General features: G+C 54.5%; 18 protein-coding genes. 8 read left to right on the top strand and 10 right to left on the bottom strand.

The annotated features are described in order from the left end of the window. Window positions 1-58: 58 nt before the first annotated feature. Window positions 59-280, top strand: a complete 222-nt coding sequence (locus NYE92_RS08710) for a zinc ribbon domain-containing protein (protein ID WP_014605275.1) — start codon at window positions 59-61, stop codon at window positions 278-280. A gap of 325 nt (window positions 281-605) precedes the next feature. After that, a complete protein-coding gene (locus tag NYE92_RS08705; RefSeq protein ID WP_210449692.1) occupies window positions 606-3,047 on the top strand; it encodes a glucose/quinate/shikimate family membrane-bound PQQ-dependent dehydrogenase in 2,442 nt (813 codons plus the stop codon). A gap of 54 nt (window positions 3,048-3,101) precedes the next feature. Here the strand turns inward: NYE92_RS08705 and NYE92_RS08700 are convergent, their stop codons facing one another. From NYE92_RS08700 to xseA, 3 genes are read right to left on the bottom strand one after another with little or no spacing between them, the layout of a single operon-like run. Continuing rightward, a complete protein-coding gene (locus NYE92_RS08700; protein WP_015699744.1) occupies window positions 3,102-3,434 on the bottom strand; it encodes a protealysin inhibitor emfourin in 333 nt (110 codons plus the stop codon). After that, a complete protein-coding gene (locus NYE92_RS08695; protein WP_072138950.1) occupies window positions 3,431-4,444 on the bottom strand; it encodes a M4 family metallopeptidase in 1,014 nt (337 codons plus the stop codon). Before NYE92_RS08695 ends, NYE92_RS08700 begins: the two co-directional genes overlap by 4 nt. Window positions 4,445-4,484: 40 nt before the next feature. Continuing rightward, window positions 4,485-5,858, bottom strand: coding sequence for an exodeoxyribonuclease VII large subunit (gene xseA, locus NYE92_RS08690; protein WP_072138214.1), 1,374 nt, complete (start codon window positions 5,856-5,858; stop codon window positions 4,485-4,487). A gap of 168 nt (window positions 5,859-6,026) precedes the next feature. On the opposite strand from xseA, the gene guaB reads away from it, so the two are divergent. Next, window positions 6,027-7,493 (top strand): IMP dehydrogenase, encoded by a 1,467-nt coding sequence (gene guaB / locus NYE92_RS08685; protein ID WP_210449690.1) that lies wholly within the window; start codon window positions 6,027-6,029, stop codon window positions 7,491-7,493. Window positions 7,494-7,562: 69 nt separating this feature from the next. After that, a complete protein-coding gene (gene guaA / locus NYE92_RS08680) occupies window positions 7,563-9,143 on the top strand; it encodes a glutamine-hydrolyzing GMP synthase (RefSeq protein ID WP_013026724.1) in 1,581 nt (526 codons plus the stop codon). 184 nt (window positions 9,144-9,327) lie between these two features. On the opposite strand, the gene NYE92_RS08675 is transcribed toward guaA, so the two are convergent. Both NYE92_RS08675 and NYE92_RS08670 read right to left on the bottom strand, forming a co-directional pair. After that, window positions 9,328-10,206, bottom strand: a complete 879-nt coding sequence (locus NYE92_RS08675) for a DMT family transporter (RefSeq protein ID WP_089517131.1) — start codon at window positions 10,204-10,206, stop codon at window positions 9,328-9,330. Between the two features lie 495 nt (window positions 10,207-10,701). Then, complete coding sequence (locus NYE92_RS08670; RefSeq protein ID WP_210511634.1) at window positions 10,702-11,721, bottom strand: alpha/beta hydrolase; 1,020 nt, start codon at window positions 11,719-11,721, stop codon at window positions 10,702-10,704. 358 nt (window positions 11,722-12,079) lie between these two features. Between NYE92_RS08670 and NYE92_RS08665 the strand changes: the two genes are divergently transcribed. Further along, window positions 12,080-14,050 carry a lipopolysaccharide assembly protein LapB gene (locus tag NYE92_RS08665; protein WP_259018865.1) on the top strand — a complete coding sequence of 657 codons (1,971 nt, stop codon included), beginning with the start codon at window positions 12,080-12,082 and terminating at the stop codon, window positions 14,048-14,050. 452 nt (window positions 14,051-14,502) lie between these two features. After that, window positions 14,503-15,276 (top strand): DUF3750 domain-containing protein, encoded by a 774-nt coding sequence (locus NYE92_RS08660; RefSeq protein ID WP_259018864.1) that lies wholly within the window; start codon window positions 14,503-14,505, stop codon window positions 15,274-15,276. A gap of 117 nt (window positions 15,277-15,393) precedes the next feature. Here the strand turns inward: NYE92_RS08660 and NYE92_RS08655 are convergent, their stop codons facing one another. Next, on the bottom strand, window positions 15,394-15,573 hold the full coding sequence (locus NYE92_RS08655; protein ID WP_013026715.1) for a DUF2158 domain-containing protein: 180 nt from the start codon (window positions 15,571-15,573) through the stop codon (window positions 15,394-15,396). Between the two features lie 189 nt (window positions 15,574-15,762). Between NYE92_RS08655 and NYE92_RS08650 the strand changes: the two genes are divergently transcribed. Both NYE92_RS08650 and NYE92_RS08645 read left to right on the top strand, forming a co-directional pair. Next, window positions 15,763-16,032 carry a hypothetical protein gene (locus NYE92_RS08650; RefSeq protein WP_015699752.1) on the top strand — a complete coding sequence of 90 codons (270 nt, stop codon included), beginning with the start codon at window positions 15,763-15,765 and terminating at the stop codon, window positions 16,030-16,032. Further along, window positions 16,029-16,532, top strand: coding sequence for an AlpA family transcriptional regulator (locus NYE92_RS08645; protein ID WP_072404098.1), 504 nt, complete (start codon window positions 16,029-16,031; stop codon window positions 16,530-16,532). Before NYE92_RS08650 ends, NYE92_RS08645 begins: the two co-directional genes overlap by 4 nt. Here NYE92_RS08645 and mgtE read toward each other — a convergent pair whose 3' ends face one another. The 4 genes from mgtE to ppx all read right to left on the bottom strand — a co-directional run bounded on the left by mgtE (window position 16,533) and on the right by ppx (window position 20,539). Then, window positions 16,533-17,966: a magnesium transporter gene (gene mgtE / locus NYE92_RS08640; RefSeq protein ID WP_013026712.1), complete on the bottom strand. Its 1,434-nt coding sequence runs from the start codon at window positions 17,964-17,966 to the stop codon at window positions 16,533-16,535. A 124-nt stretch (window positions 17,967-18,090) separates the two neighbouring features. Further along, the gene (locus tag NYE92_RS08635; RefSeq protein ID WP_013026711.1) at window positions 18,091-18,276 is read right to left on the bottom strand and encodes a YfgG family protein; all 186 of its coding nucleotides are present in this window, start codon (window positions 18,274-18,276) and stop codon (window positions 18,091-18,093) included. Between the two features lie 98 nt (window positions 18,277-18,374). Further along, window positions 18,375-19,013: a tellurite resistance methyltransferase TehB gene (tehB, locus tag NYE92_RS08630; protein ID WP_013026710.1), complete on the bottom strand. Its 639-nt coding sequence runs from the start codon at window positions 19,011-19,013 to the stop codon at window positions 18,375-18,377. A 2-nt stretch (window positions 19,014-19,015) separates the two neighbouring features. Next, entirely contained in the window at window positions 19,016-20,539 is a 1,524-nt protein-coding gene (ppx, locus tag NYE92_RS08625) for an exopolyphosphatase (RefSeq protein ID WP_014594297.1), read from the bottom strand. Window positions 20,540-20,543 lie beyond the last annotated feature (4 nt).

Genomic DNA, 20,543 nt, shown 5'->3' with positions numbered 1-20,543 from the left:
AGGTGGCCCTCTTTTTTTTGCCCTAAGATTGCGTTTATTTGCATAGTCGGATGAAAATATGCGCGCAACGTGTGAAAAATGTTATCAACCCCTGGCCCCTGACGAGATCGATCTTATCTGCACCGGGTGCGGTGTTCGTTATCGCTACCAGCCTGTCTGCCCCGACTGCCATCAGCCCCTTGAGCAACTCAAAAGTTGCGGCGCGACCGACTATTTTTGTCATCATAGTCACGGCTTAATTTCCAGACGTCGTCTCACTTACAGGATTTTTCCTGTCTGAGGCCTGGCCACTTCAACCTGCAACACATGAAGATCCCAACGCTGCGAACCGTAACGGCGTAAAAATTTGTAGCGAAAATGCTATTGCTTCGTAACAAACCCGTTTAAACCTTCACGGGATAACGTACCAGGTGGTACAATTTTGCCGCGTCATGACGGGGGCGCCCCGTGCGGTCTGTCTCCGGAACACATCATTCATTTCATGAACGCGGGTCCGCTTTAATTGGAATAAAACAACGCTGCTTCTTTTACCTGCAACGTGACCGGCGATGAGCCGGGTCGCGCACAGGGCTGGAGCGGTTTTGTTTATCAGGAGAGTAAGTGTTATGGCTGAAACATCATCTCGATCCGGTAAAGGGTTGAGAATATGGTCCGTGCTGCTCGGGCTGGTGCTACTGGCAACCGGCCTGTTCTTTGCGGTTGGCGGGGGACAACTCGCGACGCTTGGCGGCAGTTGGTATTTTCTGGTTGCAGGCATCGTTACGGTGCTGTCAGCCATTCAGTTTTTCCGTGCGAAATCCTCCGCGGTTGTCCTGTTCCTGCTGGTGTTTGTAGGAACGTTAATCTGGGCCGTCATTGACGCCGGACTGCAATTCTGGCCTCTGGTTTCCCGCCTGATGGTGCCTGCAGGTCTGATGATTCTGGCGTTCATCACCTGGCCTGCGCTGCGCAAGCGCGAAAACAAGCCTTCGCTGGCAAAAGTGTCGTATGCCTTTTCTGCCGTGATTGCCGTAGGCATGGTCGCTACCTTAGTTCAGATGTTTCAGCCCCATCCTACCGTTGCCTCAACCGGTCAGGAACTGCCGCTGATTCCGGTAGATAAGTCAAAGCAACAGCAAAACTGGGATCACTACGGGAATACCGCAGGGGGAAGCCGCTTTGTTGCGCTGGACCAGATTACTCGCGATAACGTGAAAGATCTGCAGGTCGCCTGGACTTATCACACCGGCGATATCCCTGAAAGCCCAACCGGCAATGGCGCTGAAGATCAGCAAACGCCGCTGCAGGTGGGAAATACCGTTTATCTTTGCACCCCGCACAACAACGTGATCGCGGTGGAAGCCGACAGCGGTAAGCAGATTTGGAAACGTGAGATTAATGCTCAGGCAGAAGTCTGGCCGCGCTGCCGTGGTCTGGCCTATTTTGATGCGACCAAACCGCTTACCCAGCCGACCCAACCGGGTTCTACGCCGGTTCCTGGCGTTACGCTGGCGGCCGGAGACAGCTGCCAGCGCCGTATTCTGATGAATACCATCGATGCGCGCCTGATTGCCATTAATGCTGATAACGGCGAGTTCTGTGAGGACTTTGGTGACCACGGCATTGTGGATCTCAAAAAGGGCCTGGGCGATGCGCCCGATCCGCTTTATCAGCTTACCTCTGCACCCACGATTGCCGGTACCACCGTTGTCGTAGGCGGGCGCGTGGCTGACAACGTTAAAACAGATATGCCTGGCGGCGTGTTACGCGGTTTTGACGTGATCACCGGCCAGATGCGTTGGGCCTTTGACCCGGGCAATACCGATCCGAATGCTATTCTGATGCCGGGCAAGGACTATACGCGGAGTACGCCAAACTCATGGGCGCCGATGTCCTACGATCCGGCCATGAACACCGTGTTTATTCCGATGGGAAGCTCATCGGTTGACCTGTGGGGCGCAAACCGCAACGCACTCGATCATAAATACGGTGCCTCCGTACTGGCACTCGATGCAACAACCGGTAAAGAGAAGTGGGTTTATCAGACCGTGCATAACGATCTGTGGGACTTCGATCTGCCGATGCAGCCGAGCCTGATCGACTTCCCGATGAAAGACGGCAGCACCAAGCCTGCGGTCGTGATCGGCGGCAAAACCGGCATGATCTTTGTGCTGGACCGGATGACCGGCAAGCCACTGACCAAAGTGGAAGAGCTGTCAATGCCGCAGGGACATATCCCTAACGAGCAGTACACCAAAACCCAGCCGCATTCGACCGGTATGCCGATGATTGGTAATCAGACGCTGAAAGAGTCCGATATGTGGGGGGCCACGCCGTTCGATCAGCTTGCCTGCCGTATCGCCTTTAAATCTATGCGCTATGACGGCCTGTTTACCGTGCCGGGTACGGATAAGTCGCTGAGTTTCCCAGGTTCGCTGGGCGGTATGAACTGGGGCAGTATGTCCACCGATCCGAATAACAACCTGTTGTTTGTTAACGACATGCGTTTAGGATTGTGGGTACAGATGATTCCGGTTGATACCAGCAAGGTTTCCCGTGGCAGCAACGGCGGTGAGGCGATCAATACCGGCATGGGCGCCGTTCCACTGAAAGGTACGCCTTATGCGGTGAATAAGAACCGCTTTATGTCACCGCTGGGCATTCCTTGCCAGGCACCCCCGTTCGGTACCTTGTCTGCTATCGATATGAAAACGCAGAAAATCGTCTGGCAGGTTCCGGTGGGTACCGTGCAGGATACCGGTCCGTTCGGGATCAAAATGCGCGCGAAAATGCCAATCGGCATGCCAACGCTGGGCGGCACGCTGGCAACCCAGGGCGGCCTGGTGTTTATCGCCGGTACGCAGGATTACTATCTGCGTGCGTTTGATAGCGCAACGGGTAAAGAAGTGTGGAAAGCGCGTCTGCCCGTTGGCAGTCAGGGCGGCCCGATGAGCTACGTCTCGCCGAAAACCGGCAAGCAGTACATTCTGATCTCTGCAGGCGGCGCGCGTCAGTCACCGGATCGCGGTGACTACGTGATTGCTTATGCGCTGCCAGACAGCAAGTAACAGCAAGCGATAACGGGTAAAATAAAAGGGCCGCTCGCGGCCCTTTTTTTGTGCTTATTTTCCGTCGCGGAAGAGCGACACCAGCTCCGGCGGGGCCGACTGTTCCGGTATCAGGATCACCACCGTACCGGCCTCACGGCGCGTGGCGTACTGGATCTGGATACGAAAATAGCGCTGATCCCCGCATCCTACCTTAGTGGCTTTATCCTCTGACTCGCCCAGCGGCATCGCCTGCTCCAGCACTTTGCAGACGCGCTGTTTCTCTGGCGCAGGAAGTTCACCTAAGGGAAAACGACGCTCGCTGCGTAAGCCGGGGATAAAAGCAAAGCCACCTTCGCGCGTCACCACAATGGTGGCGTCATCGGTAAGTTCGGGGAGTTGACTCATAATACGCCTACCTCTTTCCACGCCTGTTCAATTTTGCTGCCGACGGAACGATCAAAGCGCTTTTCACCGTGCTGCACGGTCAACTGTGCAAAGGTTTTGAAGTCAGCATCCTGATGCAAATTATCATCACACAAGGTGTCATACCACGCTTGCCCTGCCTGTTCCCAGGCAAAACCACCTAGTGCTTGTGCTGCCAGATAAAAGGCACGGTTAGGAATGCCAGAGTTCAGGTGCACGCCGCCGTTGTCTTCTCGCGTTTTAATATAGTCGTCCATATGGCCCGGTTGCGGATCTTTACCCAACATTGGGTCGTCATAAGCGGTACCAGGGTGCGACATCGATCGCAAGCCTTTGCCATTGATGCCTTTCGCCAGCAGGCCTTCACCAATAATCCAGTCGGCCTTATCGGCAGTCTGTTTTTTACTGAACTGCTTCACCAGGGAGCCAAAGACATCGGACATGGATTCATTTAGCGCGCCAGCCTGTTCAAAATAGATCAAACCGGCTTCGGTTTCTGTGACACCGTGCGATAACTCATGCGCAACAACATCAATAGCGATAGTAAAACGGTTAAAGATCTCACCATCGCCATCGCCGAACACCATCTGCTGTCCGTTCCAGAAAGCGTTCTGATATTTTTCACCATAGTGAACGGTTCCCGCTAATTTCAAACCGTTATTGTCCAGAGAATTGCGTTTATATATCTGCCAGAAGAAATCGTGTGTGACGCCAAGATAGTTCCAGGCCTCGTCGGCGGCAACGTCACCATTTGAAGACTGGCCTTCTTTACGCACCAGGGTTCCCGGCAACGTTTCCTTGTTTTGGGCATCATAGATTTCACGCTCAATCTTCCCGGCCTGCGTGGTTTTCGGCGCAGCCGTCTTTTGCCAGTGCTCCGCCATCAGGTGCTGAACGTGGGTGAGGGTACGGCGCGCCTGCTCCTGCTGATGACCGGAACCGTGGGCGATAATCTTACGGAGAATATAGGGAGGGATAACGCTGAAAGCCATTGTAGACTCCTTGGCACGAGGGATGTACCAGGAAGTATAGTTAAGAAATGCTTTTCTTTCGTTTCGGTTTTTCGGGAATAAGCTGCGTGACCTGACTTTCTACCCAACCATCATCGAGACGGGTACGCAGTAAATCGCCTGTGCTCACCTGACGCGTTTTCTTCACCACCTGGCCAGCGTTGTCGGTCGTGACGCTAAATCCACGCGCCAGCGTGGCTAACGGACTGACGCCTTCCAGCTGGGCCGCAAGCTGACCGAAGCGGTTTTTGTCACGGTTAAGCAATTTTTCCATGCTTTGTTGCAGGCGATAGTGCCAGCTTTGTAGGCTTTTTTGCGCCAGATACAGGCGCTGCTGTGGCTGCTGCTGCGCCAGGCGCTGTGACAGGCGGTCCTGCTGGCGAGTGGCATTGCGAAGCCGCTGTTCCATCGCCTCGCCCAACCGCTGCTGCAGGCGAAACAGTGCGGTTTGCTGGCGGGCCAGACGCAGTTGAGGATGCTGCTGCTGCAGGCGATGATCCAGGCGACTGAATACCCGCTGCTGGCGCGCCAGATAATAATCCATTGCCATCTCCAGCCGCTGCTGCTGTGACTGCAGCTGGCGCAGGAGTTCAAGTTGATTACGGCTGACAATCTCTGCCGCAGCGGAAGGCGTTGGCGCGCGCAGGTCAGCAACAAAATCGGCAATGGTGACGTCGGTTTCATGGCCAACCGCGCTGACCACGGGAATGCGACTGGCAAAAATCGCACGCGCAACGCGCTCGTCATTAAAACTCCACAGATCTTCCAGCGAACCGCCGCCGCGACCCACGATCAGCACGTCGCACTCGGCACGCTGGTTCGCAAGCTCAATGGCGCGCACGATAGCGGCAGGCGCATCTACGCCCTGAACGGCAGTGGGATAAATCACAACGGGCAGTGAGGGATCGCGACGATGCAGCACGCGCAGAACATCGTGCAGGGCTGCACCCGTCGCAGAGGTGACCACGCCAACCTGCTTAGCCGGCTGTGGTAAGGGCTTCTTGTGTTCGGCTTCGAACAAGCCTTCCTGCGCCAGCCTGGCTTTCAGTTGCTCAAACTGCTGCTGTAGCAGGCCTTCACCAGCGGGATGCATACTTTCAATAATCAGCTGATAATCGCCGCGCGGTTCATAGAGTGTGATATTTGCGCGAACCAGGACCTGCTGGCCATGCTGGGGACGGAACGTCACACGACGATTACCGTTACGGAACATGGCGCAGCGGACCTGGGCGCCATCATCTTTCAGGGTAAAGTACCAGTGACCAGAAGCAGGCTGGGTGAAATTGGAGATCTCGGCGCTGAGCCAAACCAGGCCCATCTCATTCTCCAGCAGCTGACGCACTGTCGTATTGAGACGGCTGACGGTAAAAATATTGGCGTTTGGCGGCAGCGACATGTGACGAAGATCAAATTCCAAATCAGTAGGTTAATCAGTCGATACTACATTGCTGATTGCGCGGATCAAGACTTTTTCTCAAATAATAGTGGAGGCAATCGATTACGGCCTGTATAATGCCGCGGCAATATTTTATCTATTCTCACGCACCCGAGGTGGAGTATTGCCATGTTAAGAATCGCTAAAGAAGCACTCACTTTTGACGACGTCCTGCTCGTTCCTGCACACTCCACCATCCTGCCGAATACGGCCGATCTCAGCACTCAGCTGACCAAAAACATTCGTCTGAATATTCCCATGCTTTCTGCTGCAATGGATACCGTGACCGAAGCGGGTCTGGCTATTGCGCTGGCGCAAGAGGGCGGTCTGGGCTTCATTCACAAAAATATGTCGATTGATCGCCAGGCAGATGAAGTGCGTAAGGTTAAAAAGCATGAAAGCGGCGTCGTCACCGAACCGCAGACCGTGTTGCCCACCACTACGCTGGCGGAAGTGAAAGAACTGACCGAACGCAACGGTTTTGCCGGTTACCCGGTCGTGAACGCGGATAACGAGCTGGTGGGCATTATCACCGGTCGCGATGTGCGCTTTGTCACCGATCTTACCCAGCCCGTGACGGCCGTGATGACGCCAAAAGAGCGCCTGGTGACGGTGAAAGAGGGTGAAGCCCGTGATGTCGTCCTGCACAGAATGCATGAAAAGCGCGTAGAAAAAGCGCTGGTGGTGGATGACAGCTTCCACCTGCTGGGTATGATCACCGTTAAAGACTTCCAGAAAGCCGAACGTAAACCTAACGCCTGTAAAGATGCGCAGGGTCGTCTGCGCGTCGGTGCGGCTGTAGGCGCCGGTGCGGGCAACGAAGAGCGCGTAGATGCGCTGGTTGCTGCCGGTGTGGACGTACTGCTGATTGACTCGTCGCATGGCCATTCAGAAGGCGTACTGCAGCGTATCCGTGAAACCCGCGCTAAGTATCCTGACCTTGAAATCGTCGGCGGCAATGTTGCCACAGGTGCGGGCGCGCTGGCCCTGGTTGAAGCTGGCGTGAGCGCAGTTAAAGTCGGTATCGGCCCGGGCTCCATCTGTACTACGCGTATCGTTACCGGTGTGGGTGTCCCTCAGATCACCGCCGTTTCAGATGCCGTGTCCGCGCTGGAAGGCACCGGCATTCCGGTTATCGCGGACGGCGGTATTCGTTTCTCTGGTGATATCGCGAAGGCGATTGCTGCGGGCGCATCCTGCGTCATGGTGGGATCGATGCTGGCAGGGACCGAAGAATCGCCGGGTGAAATCGAACTTTATCAGGGCCGCTCTTTTAAATCCTACCGTGGAATGGGCTCGCTGGGCGCCATGTCTAAAGGTTCATCGGATCGTTACTTCCAGACCGATAACGCTGCTGACAAGCTGGTGCCAGAAGGTATTGAAGGCCGCGTGGCTTATAAAGGCCGCCTGAAAGAGATCGTGCATCAGCAAATGGGCGGCCTGCGTTCCTGCATGGGCCTGACCGGCTGCCAGACCATTGATGATCTGCGTACCAAAGCCGAATTCGTGCGCATCAGCGGCGCGGGCATCAATGAAAGCCACGTGCACGACGTGACTATCACCAAAGAGTCACCGAACTACCGCATGGGTTCATAACCCCGTAAGATTTCCCGCCCGGCAACAGCCGGGCGCTTTACTTTAAGTCACCGTTCTGGAAACCCCTCAATGACGACGGAAAATATCCATAAGCACCGCATTCTGATTCTCGATTTTGGTTCTCAATATACGCAGCTGGTTGCGCGCCGCGTACGTGAGCTTGGCGTGTACTGTGAACTCTGGGCCTGGGATGTTACCGAAGAGCAGATTCGCCAGTTCAATCCAAGCGGCATCATTCTGTCTGGCGGCCCGGAAAGCACAACCGAGCATGGCAGCCCGCGCGCGCCTGACTATGTGTTCACGGCTGGCGTGCCGGTTCTGGGTGTTTGTTATGGCATGCAGACCATGGCGATGCAGTTGGGCGGCAAGGTGGAAGGATCCAACGAGCGTGAGTTTGGCTATGCGCAGGTTGAAGTCAACACGGCAAGCGCCCTGATTCGCGATATTGAAGACGCCATCAGCGCAGCCGGTAAACCTTTGCTGGATGTCTGGATGAGTCACGGTGACAAAGTGACCGCTATCCCTGCTGACTTTGTTACCGTTGCCAGTACAGAAACCTGTCCATTTGCCATCATGGCGAACGAAGAGAAACGCTTCTACGGCGTGCAGTTCCATCCGGAAGTGACGCATACGCGTCAGGGGCTGCGCATGCTGGAACGTTTTGTTATCGATATTTGTGAATGTGAAGCGCTCTGGACACCGGCAAAAATCATCGAAGATGCCGTCGAGCGTCTGCGCGTGCAGGTCGGCAACGACAAAGTGATTCTGGGCTTATCTGGCGGTGTGGATTCGTCAGTGACCGCCATGCTACTGCATCGCGCCATCGGTAAAAACCTGACCTGCGTATTCGTCGATAACGGCCTGCTGCGTCTGAACGAGGCCGAGCAGGTGCTGGACATGTTTGGCGACCATTTTGGTCTGAACATTGTTCACGTTGATGGCGAAGCGCGTTTCCTGGACGCCCTGGCCGGGGAAAACGATCCGGAAGCGAAGCGTAAAATCATCGGCCGCGTCTTTGTTGAAGTTTTTGACGAGCAGGCACTGCGCCTGGAAGACGTGAAGTGGCTGGCGCAGGGTACCATCTATCCTGACGTGATCGAATCGGCTGCCTCTGCTACCGGTAAAGCGCACGTGATCAAGTCGCACCACAACGTCGGCGGCCTGCCGAAAGAAATGAAGATGGGCCTGGTCGAGCCGCTGCGCGAGCTGTTTAAAGACGAAGTGCGCAAGATAGGTCTGGAGCTGGGCCTGCCTTACGATATGCTCTATCGTCATCCATTCCCGGGGCCAGGCCTTGGCGTGCGCGTACTGGGTGAAGTGAAGAAAGAGTACTGTGACCTGTTGCGCCGTGCGGATGCCATCTTTATTGAAGAGCTGCATAAAGCCGATCTCTACAACAAAGTCAGCCAGGCCTTTACCGTGTTCCTGCCTGTACGTTCTGTTGGCGTTATGGGCGATGGCCGCAAGTATGACTGGGTCGTTTCACTGCGCGCGGTAGAAACCATCGACTTCATGACCGCCCACTGGGCGCACCTGCCGTACGACTTCCTGGGCCGCGTGTCCAACCGCATCATCAACGAAGTTAACGGTATTTCCCGGGTGGTTTATGATATTTCGGGCAAGCCACCGGCGACGATTGAGTGGGAATGATTTAGCGTCTGGCTCAGACCGACAGTAAGCACTATAAAAACGAAGCCCGCGTTATGCGGGCTTTTTGCATTTTAGCTCCCGCATTGTCTGGCCGATAGTCGCTTCGCCGGAACGGCGAGGGATATCACTGACTTTCGCCTGCAAAATGAGTTCGCGTTGAACAGCGCACGGCGCTGAAGCGAACTTAGGATCTACGCCAGGCGGCAGGCAGGAGACGTACGACGCGAAGCTCGGTGACGACAATCCCCACCAGGATTAGCGCCGCTCCTGCAAGTCTTTCCGGCGGCAGACGATCGCCCGCGAGAAAATAACCAAAAATCCCACTAAACACAGGTTCGCAAATCAGTATCAGGGCGACCTTTTCCGGGGCCAGCACAGCCTGAGCACGATTCTGAATGGCGTACGCCAGGGCTGTTGCGAACAGGGCCAGTGACAGGATTGTTAATGCTGTCGGCAGCGAGTGAGGTAAAGAAAACTGGTCACGGGCGACGCTCCATAACAAAGAAAGCACGCCAACGATGCCGAGTTGTATCGATGTTGATGCCAGGGAAATGTCAGGCGTTGTGAAAGTCGACACGATGACGATGTGTACGGCGAAGCACACCGCACAACCCAGAATAAGTAAGTCACCATAGTGCACCCTGAACCCGTCAAGGCTGAGTAAGCCAAGCCCAAACACGGCAATGGCGGTTCCTGCTGCCTGTTTAGCACTGGGGCGTCCTCTGCCGATGAGATAGATACACAACGGCGTGAAAACGGTGCACAAGCCTGTGATGAACCCGGCATTGGAGGGCGTTGTGTAAGCTGTGCCGGATGTCTGCAGGGAAAATGCAGCGAAGAGCACGATGCCCGCCAATACCGCACTCACCCAGTCACGTGGCTTCAGGTGGCGAAAAGAACGGATCGAAAAGGGGAGAAGCGCGAAAGCCGCCAGGGTAAACATCCACGCGTTCAGGGTGGATGCGGCCATGACGCCCAGCGTGTCGTGCTTCGCAACGAAGCTCCAGCCCCACACCGCCGTGACGGCTAAAAGCGCGATTGACCAAAGGATGCGATATGACATAGTTGTCCCTTAGGCAGGCATTTATACCGAATGCCTGGCCCAGAATTGTATGCCAGCGGTACCCAAAGCGGCTTACGATAATTCAGTAAAAAGATCCTGGCAATCCTTAACGCTGTTCCTGCGGCGGCTATCCGAAATCTCAATTGTTGATGACGCGAAGTAGCGAGTTAGAAGGGGTCAGTACAAGGTGCCAGCAACCGGGAATTTGATAAGGTCAGGGTTCTGTGGCTGGTGGTGGTCGGGATGAGCAATGAGCAGACGTTGATAACATTACTGCCTCGCTACAAGCCTGCTTAACGGCGGTTTTTTCCTTTCACTTGTCGAAGGCCGTTTTTGGGTGAAGGCATAAATACTTGCGCGGAGTGGAGAAGGGTGATCACGACCTGATGCCTGTCAGCCTTTAAGCCAGAAAAAAATCAGCCGGTGCTATCCGGCTGATTTTATTTACCGCATGTCTGTACGAACAAAAAATATGAATCCGCTGTCGGGCGATGTTTACTTAAGGTGTTCCTTCAATTCCGCTGACGCCTGGCCAATCGCCGTACGCACCGTAGGCTCTTTACTCAAGGCATTCAGCAAACCAAAGTCGTGGATCATGCCGTTATAGCGGGTCACCGTCACCGGTACACCGGCGGCATCCAGCTTACGTCCAAAGGCTTCACCTTCATCGCGCAGCACGTCGAGTTCGGCAGTCTGAATCAGCGTTGGCGGTAAACCGGCCAGTTGCGCCTCAGTGGCACGCAGCGGAGAAGCCAGAATGTTATTCCGATCTTTATCTGACGTGGTGTAGTTATCCCAGAACCACTTCATCATGTTTCGGGTCAGGAAATAGCCGTTGGCGAATTGCTGATAAGACGCATCATCAAAGCGGGCATCGGTAACGGGCCACAGCATCACATCGTAACGAATCGCCGGGGTTTTGTGTTGTTTGGCCTGCAGCGCGACGGCGGCCACCATGTTGCCTCCCACGCTGTTACCGACCAGCGCCAGGCGCTTACCGTCAACGCCAATTTCCGCACCGTGCTCGGCTACCCATTTAGTCGCTTCATAAGCCTGAGTAATCGCGACCGGATAATGGGCTTCTGGTGATGGCTCGTAATTCACAAATACCGCCGCAGCGCCGGATTCGTTCACAAGGTCTCGCACCAGACGTTCGTGCGTCGGGAAGTCACCCAGCACCCAGCCGCCACCGTGGAAGAACATGAATACCGGGAGCACGCCGGTTGCGTGTTCGGGTTTGACAATCGTCAGTTTGAGCGGCTTACCCAATGCTGTGATGGTTTTTTCAGAAACCTGTGCGGGTGGCAGTGTGGCACCTTGCTGCGCGCCGGTGAGTACCGCGCGTGCTTCTTTAGGCGTTAAGGTCTCAATGGGCTTACCGCCGCCACTGTTCAGTGCTTTAAGAAAGGCGGCGACGCCAACGGTAGGTTCAGGCGCATTCTCCACAGGGCTGGCCCATGCTGATGTGATCTGGCTGGCTAACAATAAAGCACCTGCGGTGAGTTTCACGTTCATTTTGATTTCCTTGTGTTTGCGATTAAGTAGTGCGCTATTTAGTTTGGCTAAGATGGCAGGTATTTCTTGAGTTGTAAACTACTAAATAGTGCGCTATTTAAATTTCATGACTGACGCGAGAACAATGCTGATGGCGAAAAGGCGCGGGAAGAGGCGTGGCGTCTGTATTGGATGGCATTTTTTACGATTTACCCGTGGGTGAATCAATTTCGTGCCAGTTGTTTTTTTGAGCGCTACACTCATCTCTGAACCGCAACGCTGTCAGCGTGTAAAACAGCCTGCGTGTGTCCATTTCACGGCATGATAGCGACGGGCAATCAGGCTTTTTGATGACTCAAACTCAAGGACTGAATTAACCATGTTTAAGCGTCTTCTCTCTTCTCTGCGCAATAAAAACCAACCCGCCGATACCGCACCAGACGAGCCCGCTCAAGAACGGGAGATGATTGTTGCTTACGATGCTCATGGACAGGAAATGCACATTGCACGCAATGAATGGCGTGAGAAGGTCTTTCTGCCGGATCTGGAAAAGAAGTGGGATGATGCGGACGCCTTGTACACCGCGATTCTGATGGGGTTGAAAGACGCCTTTGCTTCCGATCTGGTTGCGGCAGCGGAGCGCCTGGTGGACATTGACCGTAATCCTGAACGAAGTCATACCCTCCACGGCATTGTACTGATGGAAACCGGCCACCTGGATGCGGCAGAACAAACCCTGCGAGAGGGAATGGATAAATCAGGCGCGACAGGAACCTTACTCACCAATCTGGCGAAAGTCTTTGCCGAGCGCGGTGAGGACAAACGGGCAGATGACACGCTCTGGCAGGCTATTCAAACCGATCCGAACCTGGATAACGGCTTACTTTGGTGGGTGAGCATTCAGCGCGAGCGCGGAGGCGAGGATGCTTACATTGAGGGATTGCGCAGCGTTGCCGCGATGCCGGGAAGCTGGCGAGCACAGCTCTGGATGGCCCGTTTTTATCTGGAGCATAACGAAACCGACAAGGCTCGTGGACTTTATGAAGAGGTGCTGTCGGGTGGACGGTACGATGCTGAGGCGCTGTATATGATCTCTGGCGACCTGGGGAAAAATGGCGAGATTCCGCTTCTGATTTCGCTGGTTGCGCCCCATTACGATGTTCAAAAGCACGATCCTATGGCCGGTATAAATTTATTGCAGGCTTATCTTGAGTTGGGGCAGACGGATCAGGGGCTCACGCTTCTTAACCAGCTGTATGCACTCAATTTTGCCCCGATCAAGCAGCATCTTGATTATTACAGACAAGCGTTTGAAGAGAAACGCCGCCAAACGGAACCCGTTCAGCAGGTGGCGCCTGATGATGTGAAAATCACAACGTTATCCGTTACGCAGCCCATTTGGCATTACGGCTTATGCAAAGCCGACTGGCTGTTTAACCAAAAACCTGAAGAGACAGCGAAGATCGGTTTCTTTGCGTTATCAAAAATACCGGATGGCACCGCAGCCCAGGGCATACAGCGCGAAGATGAGCTTGGCCGACTGTCGCGCGCGATTCCGCTCTATCTCGCTGAAGCCGTACATTACTGGAGTGATTATGCGGCGTGCACCTATTTTCTGATGGCGGAGGGCCACGGTCCTGTTCTCACTGGCCAACCGATGGTGGGTGAGGATATTTATGAGATCCTGCCGCCTGACATGAAGTATGTGGTGACGGGGGAAATTGGCTGCACTGGCGAGGGCGAACAGCGTCGTTGGCAGATTGCGTTGTCGCTGTGGAACTGTACCACGCGCAGTAAACAGTCGACTGAAACTGAAGAGGTAACGGATGCCGGGTTAGGCAACGTGATGCAGGCGTTGGAGCAAAAATTACTGATGCAGGCCGGCCTGAAGCGTGAACAACCACTGGATGCCTTTTATCAACGTCCTCCGGCTGACGCGTTGCCTGTCTATCTGACCGGGCTGGGGCAATCGTTAATGCTGACGCTGCTGGCTAACCAACAGGTTCCGTATTCGGAGGTCTGGAATGAGCGCGCCATGTTGGACTGGCCGCTGAATATTCTCCGTCACTGGCCATCTCTGACTGCCGCTAAAATCATTTATCTTTCCGGGTTGGGCAAAGCTTTCGATTATCACTCGGAGGCACTGCCGGGCTACCAAGCATCCAGCCTGGAATTGCTGAGAATGGAGAGCAGTCAAAGCAGCGTGATTGCAGGACTCGCGCCGCTGATGTGGAAAATATTTGGTATCGAAGGTGAGATAAACTCACGCAGCCAACCTGTCGCGCCGGAGGCGCAGCAGCGCTATGAAGCGTGGTTGCAACGTGTAGCGGAAAAGGCGATAACAGGCTAGTTTTCAGACGGCGGGTTCAAGACAACCTATGCTGTTGTTGAAATCGCCAGGCATGAAATGCATCTGGGATCTGTTATCTGCTTCGAGCATGGGTGAAGTGCAGGTTTCGCGTGCCTTCGGGATTGGCTCTGACGCCTTCTGTTTTGAACGCAAAGCAAAGGGTAGCCCAGACCGGTCGCCTGCTAAATGCGCGCGGCGAGTATCCCTGCTTGCTTCCTGAGCCTGAGTCGCGGCGGGTTTCAGGCTGGCTGATTCTGCGTATAGCCCGCCTCTGAGCACACTGGTGGTGACAGCCATCACGGCCCCTTGACGTCGGGTGATGGCGGGCGTTGCGTCAGCAGCCACTCACCAGCGTGAGCAAATATTGCGATGACATCGCAGCATAGTTAGTGAATACAAACCCTATATTTCATTGCAAAATCATCCCTTATCTTTTACCTGCAGGAACCGCGATGCTGCCTCTGAAAATCTTCAGTCTCTGTTTTCTCACCGTGATTTTGCTGTCGCTTGCGGCCAGCCTGGCGCAAGCCACTCATGGCAACAACGCTACCGGCCAGGGTGGCTGGGCAACGGCCCGAAGGGATTCGGCCGGTGTCGCGCCCGATCTACAGGCCAACGCCAGTCAGGCCATCGTTCAGGTCTATGCCGCACCGACATACGGCTGGAAAGGCGCCATCGCGGTGCACCCGTGGATTATCTTTAAACGTGCAGGTGAAAGCCGCTATACACGTTACGAAGTCATTAGCTGGGGGAGCGGCGATAAGGTAAGACGTAATTCATCGTTGCCTGACGGCTACTGGTACGGGGCAAAACCGCGGCTGTTGGTCGAGCATCGTGGCCCGGATGCGCAAAAGCTGATCCCGCAGATTGAAGCCGCCATAAAATCCTACCCCTGGCCCACCACCTATCGCGCCTGGCCCGGGCCGAACAGTAATACCTTTATGGCGCACATTGGTCGCAATGTGCCGGATCTCAAGCTTGATCTGCCTGCCAACGCCCTGGGAAAAGATTACCGGCCATTATGGCGCCCCGTGGGCTTGCCGCCGTCAGGTCGTGGGGTTCAGGTATCAATACTTGGCGTCGCGGGCATTACGCTGGGGGCGGAAGAAGGGGTTGAAGTGAATCTTTTGGGACTGAGCGCGGGGATAGGCTTTGCGCCGTTTCGGCTGAGACTGCCTTTTATTGGCGGTTTAGGAAAAAATAATCTGCAGGAAAATAAAATCTGACAGCCGTTTGGTGGATGACGCGGCAGGCGAAACAGGTTACCCGAGTGTTGGGTTGCCGCGTAACCCCACTTCGGGTTGTCTTAACCGTTACGGTCTGCCTGAGTCACATCACCCGTTTTAACAGACGCCAAAATCGCCATCTTCATGGTAGAGATTTACGCTGTCCGCGTTAACTTCGATTTCTTTTTGAGTGGCATCGTCCACGCGAGCGCACCACAGCGTTTCTCCTTCGGCACGTAGCACCACCATTTTGGGGCCGCCCGTTTTCGATTGTACCAGGTCATCAGTTTTAAACATATTTCCTCCGTTGTGAGTATTGATTTTAGTCCATCACGCCAGACTGACACTTTTTTGCGTAACCTTTTCCATTTTAGCCGCAACCTGTTTTACCTGCTGCCCGACAACCCCCATGCTGCTCATCTACCGCATTAAGTATAAATAAGTTGTCAGTTGACAACCCATCAAAAACAAGGAATGATATGCACCATGGTGGACAGAAAGCGACATCCCAGCAAAGAGATTGAAGCCGCATTATGTTACGCAGAGTTCCATGGGTGGCTGGTGGTTGCTAAGGGCCATCACGCATGGGGCAAAATGTACTGCCCGGCAAATCTGTCGGCGTGCCGCTGTGGTGAATACTGTCTGACCTGTATCTGGCGCACCCCGAAAAGCGCGCAAAACCATGCCAAAGCGCTGCGGCGCGTGGTAGACAACTGTATCGCCACCCGTGAGTGGAAAAAGAGGGAAGGATTATGACGGACTATCATTTCACCCTGCGGTTTGAACTGCCTGAATCAGCCAAATCCATCGACGCATTACTGGAAAAACTGGCGGAGGCAGGATGCGACGACGCGCTGGTCGGTGCCGGTATGGCAGGTAAGCTGGCACTGGAGTTTACGCGCCACGCCGACTCGGCGAGTCACGCACTCGGCAGTGCGATAGAGGATGTGCAGTCTGCCATTCCGGGCGCAGTCATGGTTGAAGCCGCACCTGACTTTGTCGGCTTAACCGATGTCGCCGATCTTATCGGCGTATCCCGTCAGAACATGCGGAAACTGATGATCACGCACAGCAAACAGTTTCCGCTACCGGTTCACGATGGCAAAACGGCCATCTGGCATTTAGCCGATGTGCTGGAGTGGCTGGCGCAGCGTAATCACTACCAACTGCCTGCGGTCACCTGTGAGCTGGCACAGGTGACGCGTCGGCTTAACGTGATGGGATCCCTGCAGCGCTACGGTTATCAACATTCGTGATCAGTGCGGTATCAGAAAGATTGTCGCCAGGCCCAGAAAAATAAAGAAACCACCAGTATCGGTGATGGCGGTAATCAAGACGCTTGAGCCCACGGCGGGATCGCGTTTCATTTTCGTCATGACCAGCGGCACCATGACACCCATAACCGCAGCCAGCAGGAGATTCAGCACCATCGCCAGCATCATGACGCCGCCCAGCGCCATGTTATCGTACATGAGCCAGGTCACTCCGCCCATAATGGCGCCCCAGAACAGGCCGTTAATCAAAGCGACGCCGAGTTCACGCATAAACAGGAACGAAAAGTTGCCCGGCTCAACCTGATGCAGGGCCAGGGCGCGAACAATCATGGTGATGGTCTGATTACCGGTGTTCCCACCAATCCCGGCAATAATCGGCATGAGCGTAGCAAGGGCGACAATCTGCGAGATAGTGCCTTCAAACAGACCAATGACGCGCGAGGCAATAAATGCCGTACACAAATTGATTGCCAGCCATGCCCAGCGGTTGCGCACGGATTTGCGCACCGGCGCGAAAACATCTTCTTCCTGGCTGATCCCGCCCATTTTTCGGATATTGCTTTCGTTCTCTTTGTTAACCAGATCAACAACATCTTCAATGGTGATGCGGCCGATGAGTTTACCCTGCGCGTCAGTTACCGCCGCTGAGATCAGATTGTAACGTTCAAAGGCACTGGCTGCATCTTCGGCTTTATCATCAAGCTGAAACGTGGTGGGATGCGAATTCATCACGTCGCTCACCATGGTCTTGGGTTTATTCAGCAGAATAGCGGTTAACAGCAGTTCGCCCAGCAGTTGGTTGTTTTCATTGGTGATAAAGATTTTGTCTGTACCGTCCGGCATGCTTTTGCCTTTCCGCAAAAAGCGCTGCACTGTGGCTAAGGTCACATCCTCGCGCACCGTGAGGATATTGAAGTCCATAATCCGGCCCACGCGATCCCGGTCGAACTGCATCACGCTCAGGATGCGGGCGCGCAGGTTAGGCTCAAGCGAGGTCAGCAGGCGTCCCGTGAGGTCGCGTGGCAGGTAACGTACCAGCCAGGCCTGATCGTCAATGTCCAGGGGTTCCATGGCCTGCAGGATGGCGCGATCGCTCATCTCTTCGGTCAGGCTGTCCCAGACGGTTTCAGAGGCTTCAACCAGCACATGACCGCGTTTCTCACCCGGTACCAGGCTCCAGAGTGCCAGACGCGCTTCTTCAGGCAAGGCTTCAAGAATATCGGCAAGGTCAGCGGCATGAAGCTGGCTGATGTCTTGCTGCAGAATTTCACGATTTATCGCATTTTCACGTTGCTGCTCAGCGGTGAGATGGCTGGCTTTATCCAGCAATTCATCCACCAGATCGTGCTCATTGAGCAGCAGCGTCAGAATACGATGACGAATTTCACTTAAACGTTGCGTGTGTGAGGCAGACACATTGCATCCCTATAGTCTGAAAGCACTTGCACGAAGTGTAGCGTTTTGACCGAAAAAGGGATGTAAAAAATGGCGCTGATGCAGGGGATCGCGCGTCGATTAATCAGGTTATGACATCTTATGATTAACGGCTGTCAGAAAGCGTGGTGATCGCCGGAGGCGAGTCGGTTTGTTTTTGCTGATGATGCTCGAAAGCCGCGGGCAGGATAAAGACGAGGCGACTAAACAGAATGATAAAACTGATGAGTAAAACAATCCGCGTCATGCTGACGCTTTTTTTACGTCTTCGTGGAGAAAGGGCGCTGTTCACGCAGTGTAATTCCTGTAAAAACCCAAGACGGGCGACAGCAATATTTAGTCACAGTCGCCCGCTGAAATCAACCGCTGTTTAAAAAAAATACAACAATGTTAATAACTGGCTTTCTGCGCCAGGAGCGTCGCAAACCGGCAGTTTATCCGGTTGCCATTTTCATCTTTGCGGTGTAACTGACCCCAGTTTTCGTTGTACTTCACAATGTGCCAGTTGCGATAGTAATGACTTAACTCGCCGGATTTAAAGGCAAAAGGGAAGTCCGACGGACAGGGGGCATCCTCGGTATTCATGGCGGCAACAATCAGGTTGAAGCCATTTTTCACGGTGCAGGCCTGCATATCGGCAATCAGCTGGGGGATAGTTTCCGGCTGTAAAAACATCATCACCACCGTAGAGATCGCCAGCTGGTACGCGCCGTTGAAACGCACCTGGTTTAAATCCTGCTGCGCCGTATGAATGCCGGTCAGCCCTTCGGCGGTAATAATCTGATTCAGGCGTGCCAGGCTTGCCGGATTATGGTCCCAGGCAGTCACTTCGAATCCATGTTGATTCAGAAACAGCGTGTTGCGCCCGCTTCCGCATCCCAGGTCAAGCGCTTTGCCGGGCGTCAGCTTAGGCAAGGCGTCAACCACTTCAGAATGGGTGGGCGTTAAGCCGTAGGTATCGGCAAAATAATGTTCAGTTCGTAATGTCATCGTCATCGGTTCGGTGATGCGGGCAGTCAGTGCCCGCACAATCAGGCTTCTGCGAGAATCAGTTTCCAGCCGGTTACTTCATCCCAGTAGGTTTGCTCACGCTCCAGGTCGAGTTGCACCAGGTTATTCTGACTGAAATAGCCTGCCGGAAAAGTGAGCGTCCAGTGGCCGTCATCGCAGGTGAGTTTTAACGCGTCCGGACGAGTCGTGGCCTGGCGCTGGTTATTCAGCAAGGTCCCCAGACGAAGCAGAAAGATAAGGGGCAAAAACTGCTTCTTCTTAAACAGCGTCACGCGCGGCAGTTCATCTACCTTCACCGCTTTACGGTGAAATCTGACCAGCGCCGCCAGTAGCATTTGCTGATCCTGATTAAAGCCTGGCAGATTGGTGTTCTGCAGGATATAGGCTGAATGGCGCTGTAAACCACTGTGATTGATGGTCAGCCCCACCTCATGCAACATGGCTGCCCATTTCAGTAACGCAGCCAACTGCGGATTCGCCAGTTTGGGATTTTGATCGCGCCACTGCAGATAGAGCTGTTCCGTCGTCTCCAGTACGCGTCGAGCCTGATCGCTGTCGATGGCGTAGTGATTCGCCAGGCTCTGAGCCGTACGGCTGCGAATATCCCGATGGCGGAAACGGCCTTCCATTTCGTACAGCACACCTTCACGAAGTGCGCCATCACTCAGCGTCAGTTCACGGATAGCCAGCGCGTCAAAGACGCCGCAGAGAATGGCCAGGCCCGGAACGAACACGCTTTTACGCTCCTCAGACAGGCCCGGCAGGCTCAGCGCAGCAAAGGACTTGTGCTTAATGACTTCGTCATACAGTTTCGTCAGGCGCTCAGGGGTAATCAGCTTCTCTTTCTCACCCATCGCCAGCAGCACCTCACAGGCGGCTTTGATGGTGCCAGACGCGCCCAGCGCATATTGCCAGCCGTGCAGACGGTACTGCCAGGCCAGCGTTTCCAGCTTCTGCGTGGCGGCCAGGCGGGCGCGACGAAAGTTCTCAACGCTGATTTCACCGCCGGGAAAATAAAGCTGGGCAAAACTCACGCAGCCCATGCGGCGGCTTTCTACCAGCTGTGGCTCAAAATCTTCACCGATCACTAATTCCGTTGAACCGCCACCGATGTCGATGACCAGCTTGCGGCCTTTTTCCGGCTGCGTATGTTCAACGCCCATAAAAATCAGGCGCGCTTCTTCGTGACCGGAAATCACTTCAATCGGGTAAGGAATAACGTCGGCCGCGCGCTGCAAAAAGGTTTCGGCATTCACCGCCTGCCGTAACGTATGTGTGCCCACGATCGTCACGTTGCTGGCGTTAAAGCCCTGCAGACGTTCAGCAAACAGCGCCAGGCAGTTCAGCCCGCGTTCCATCGCCTCTTCGCTCAGGTAATTTTTGGCATCCAGCCCATCGGCCAGGTGTACCCGTTGCTTCAGACGCCCCAGAACCTGCAAAGCGCCATCCACCACGCGGGCAATTACCATGTGGAAACTGTTGGAGCCAAGGTCAATTGCCGCAAACTCTTGAGGTTTCGGCGTACTTTTTTGGGAGATAGGCATAGGC

Origin of the sequence: Pantoea sp. B566, from assembly GCF_024793925.1 — a bacterium.
GTDB lineage: Bacteria > Pseudomonadota > Gammaproteobacteria > Enterobacterales > Enterobacteriaceae > Pantoea > Pantoea ananatis.
This window is presented reverse-complemented; position numbering and strand designations above follow the sequence as displayed.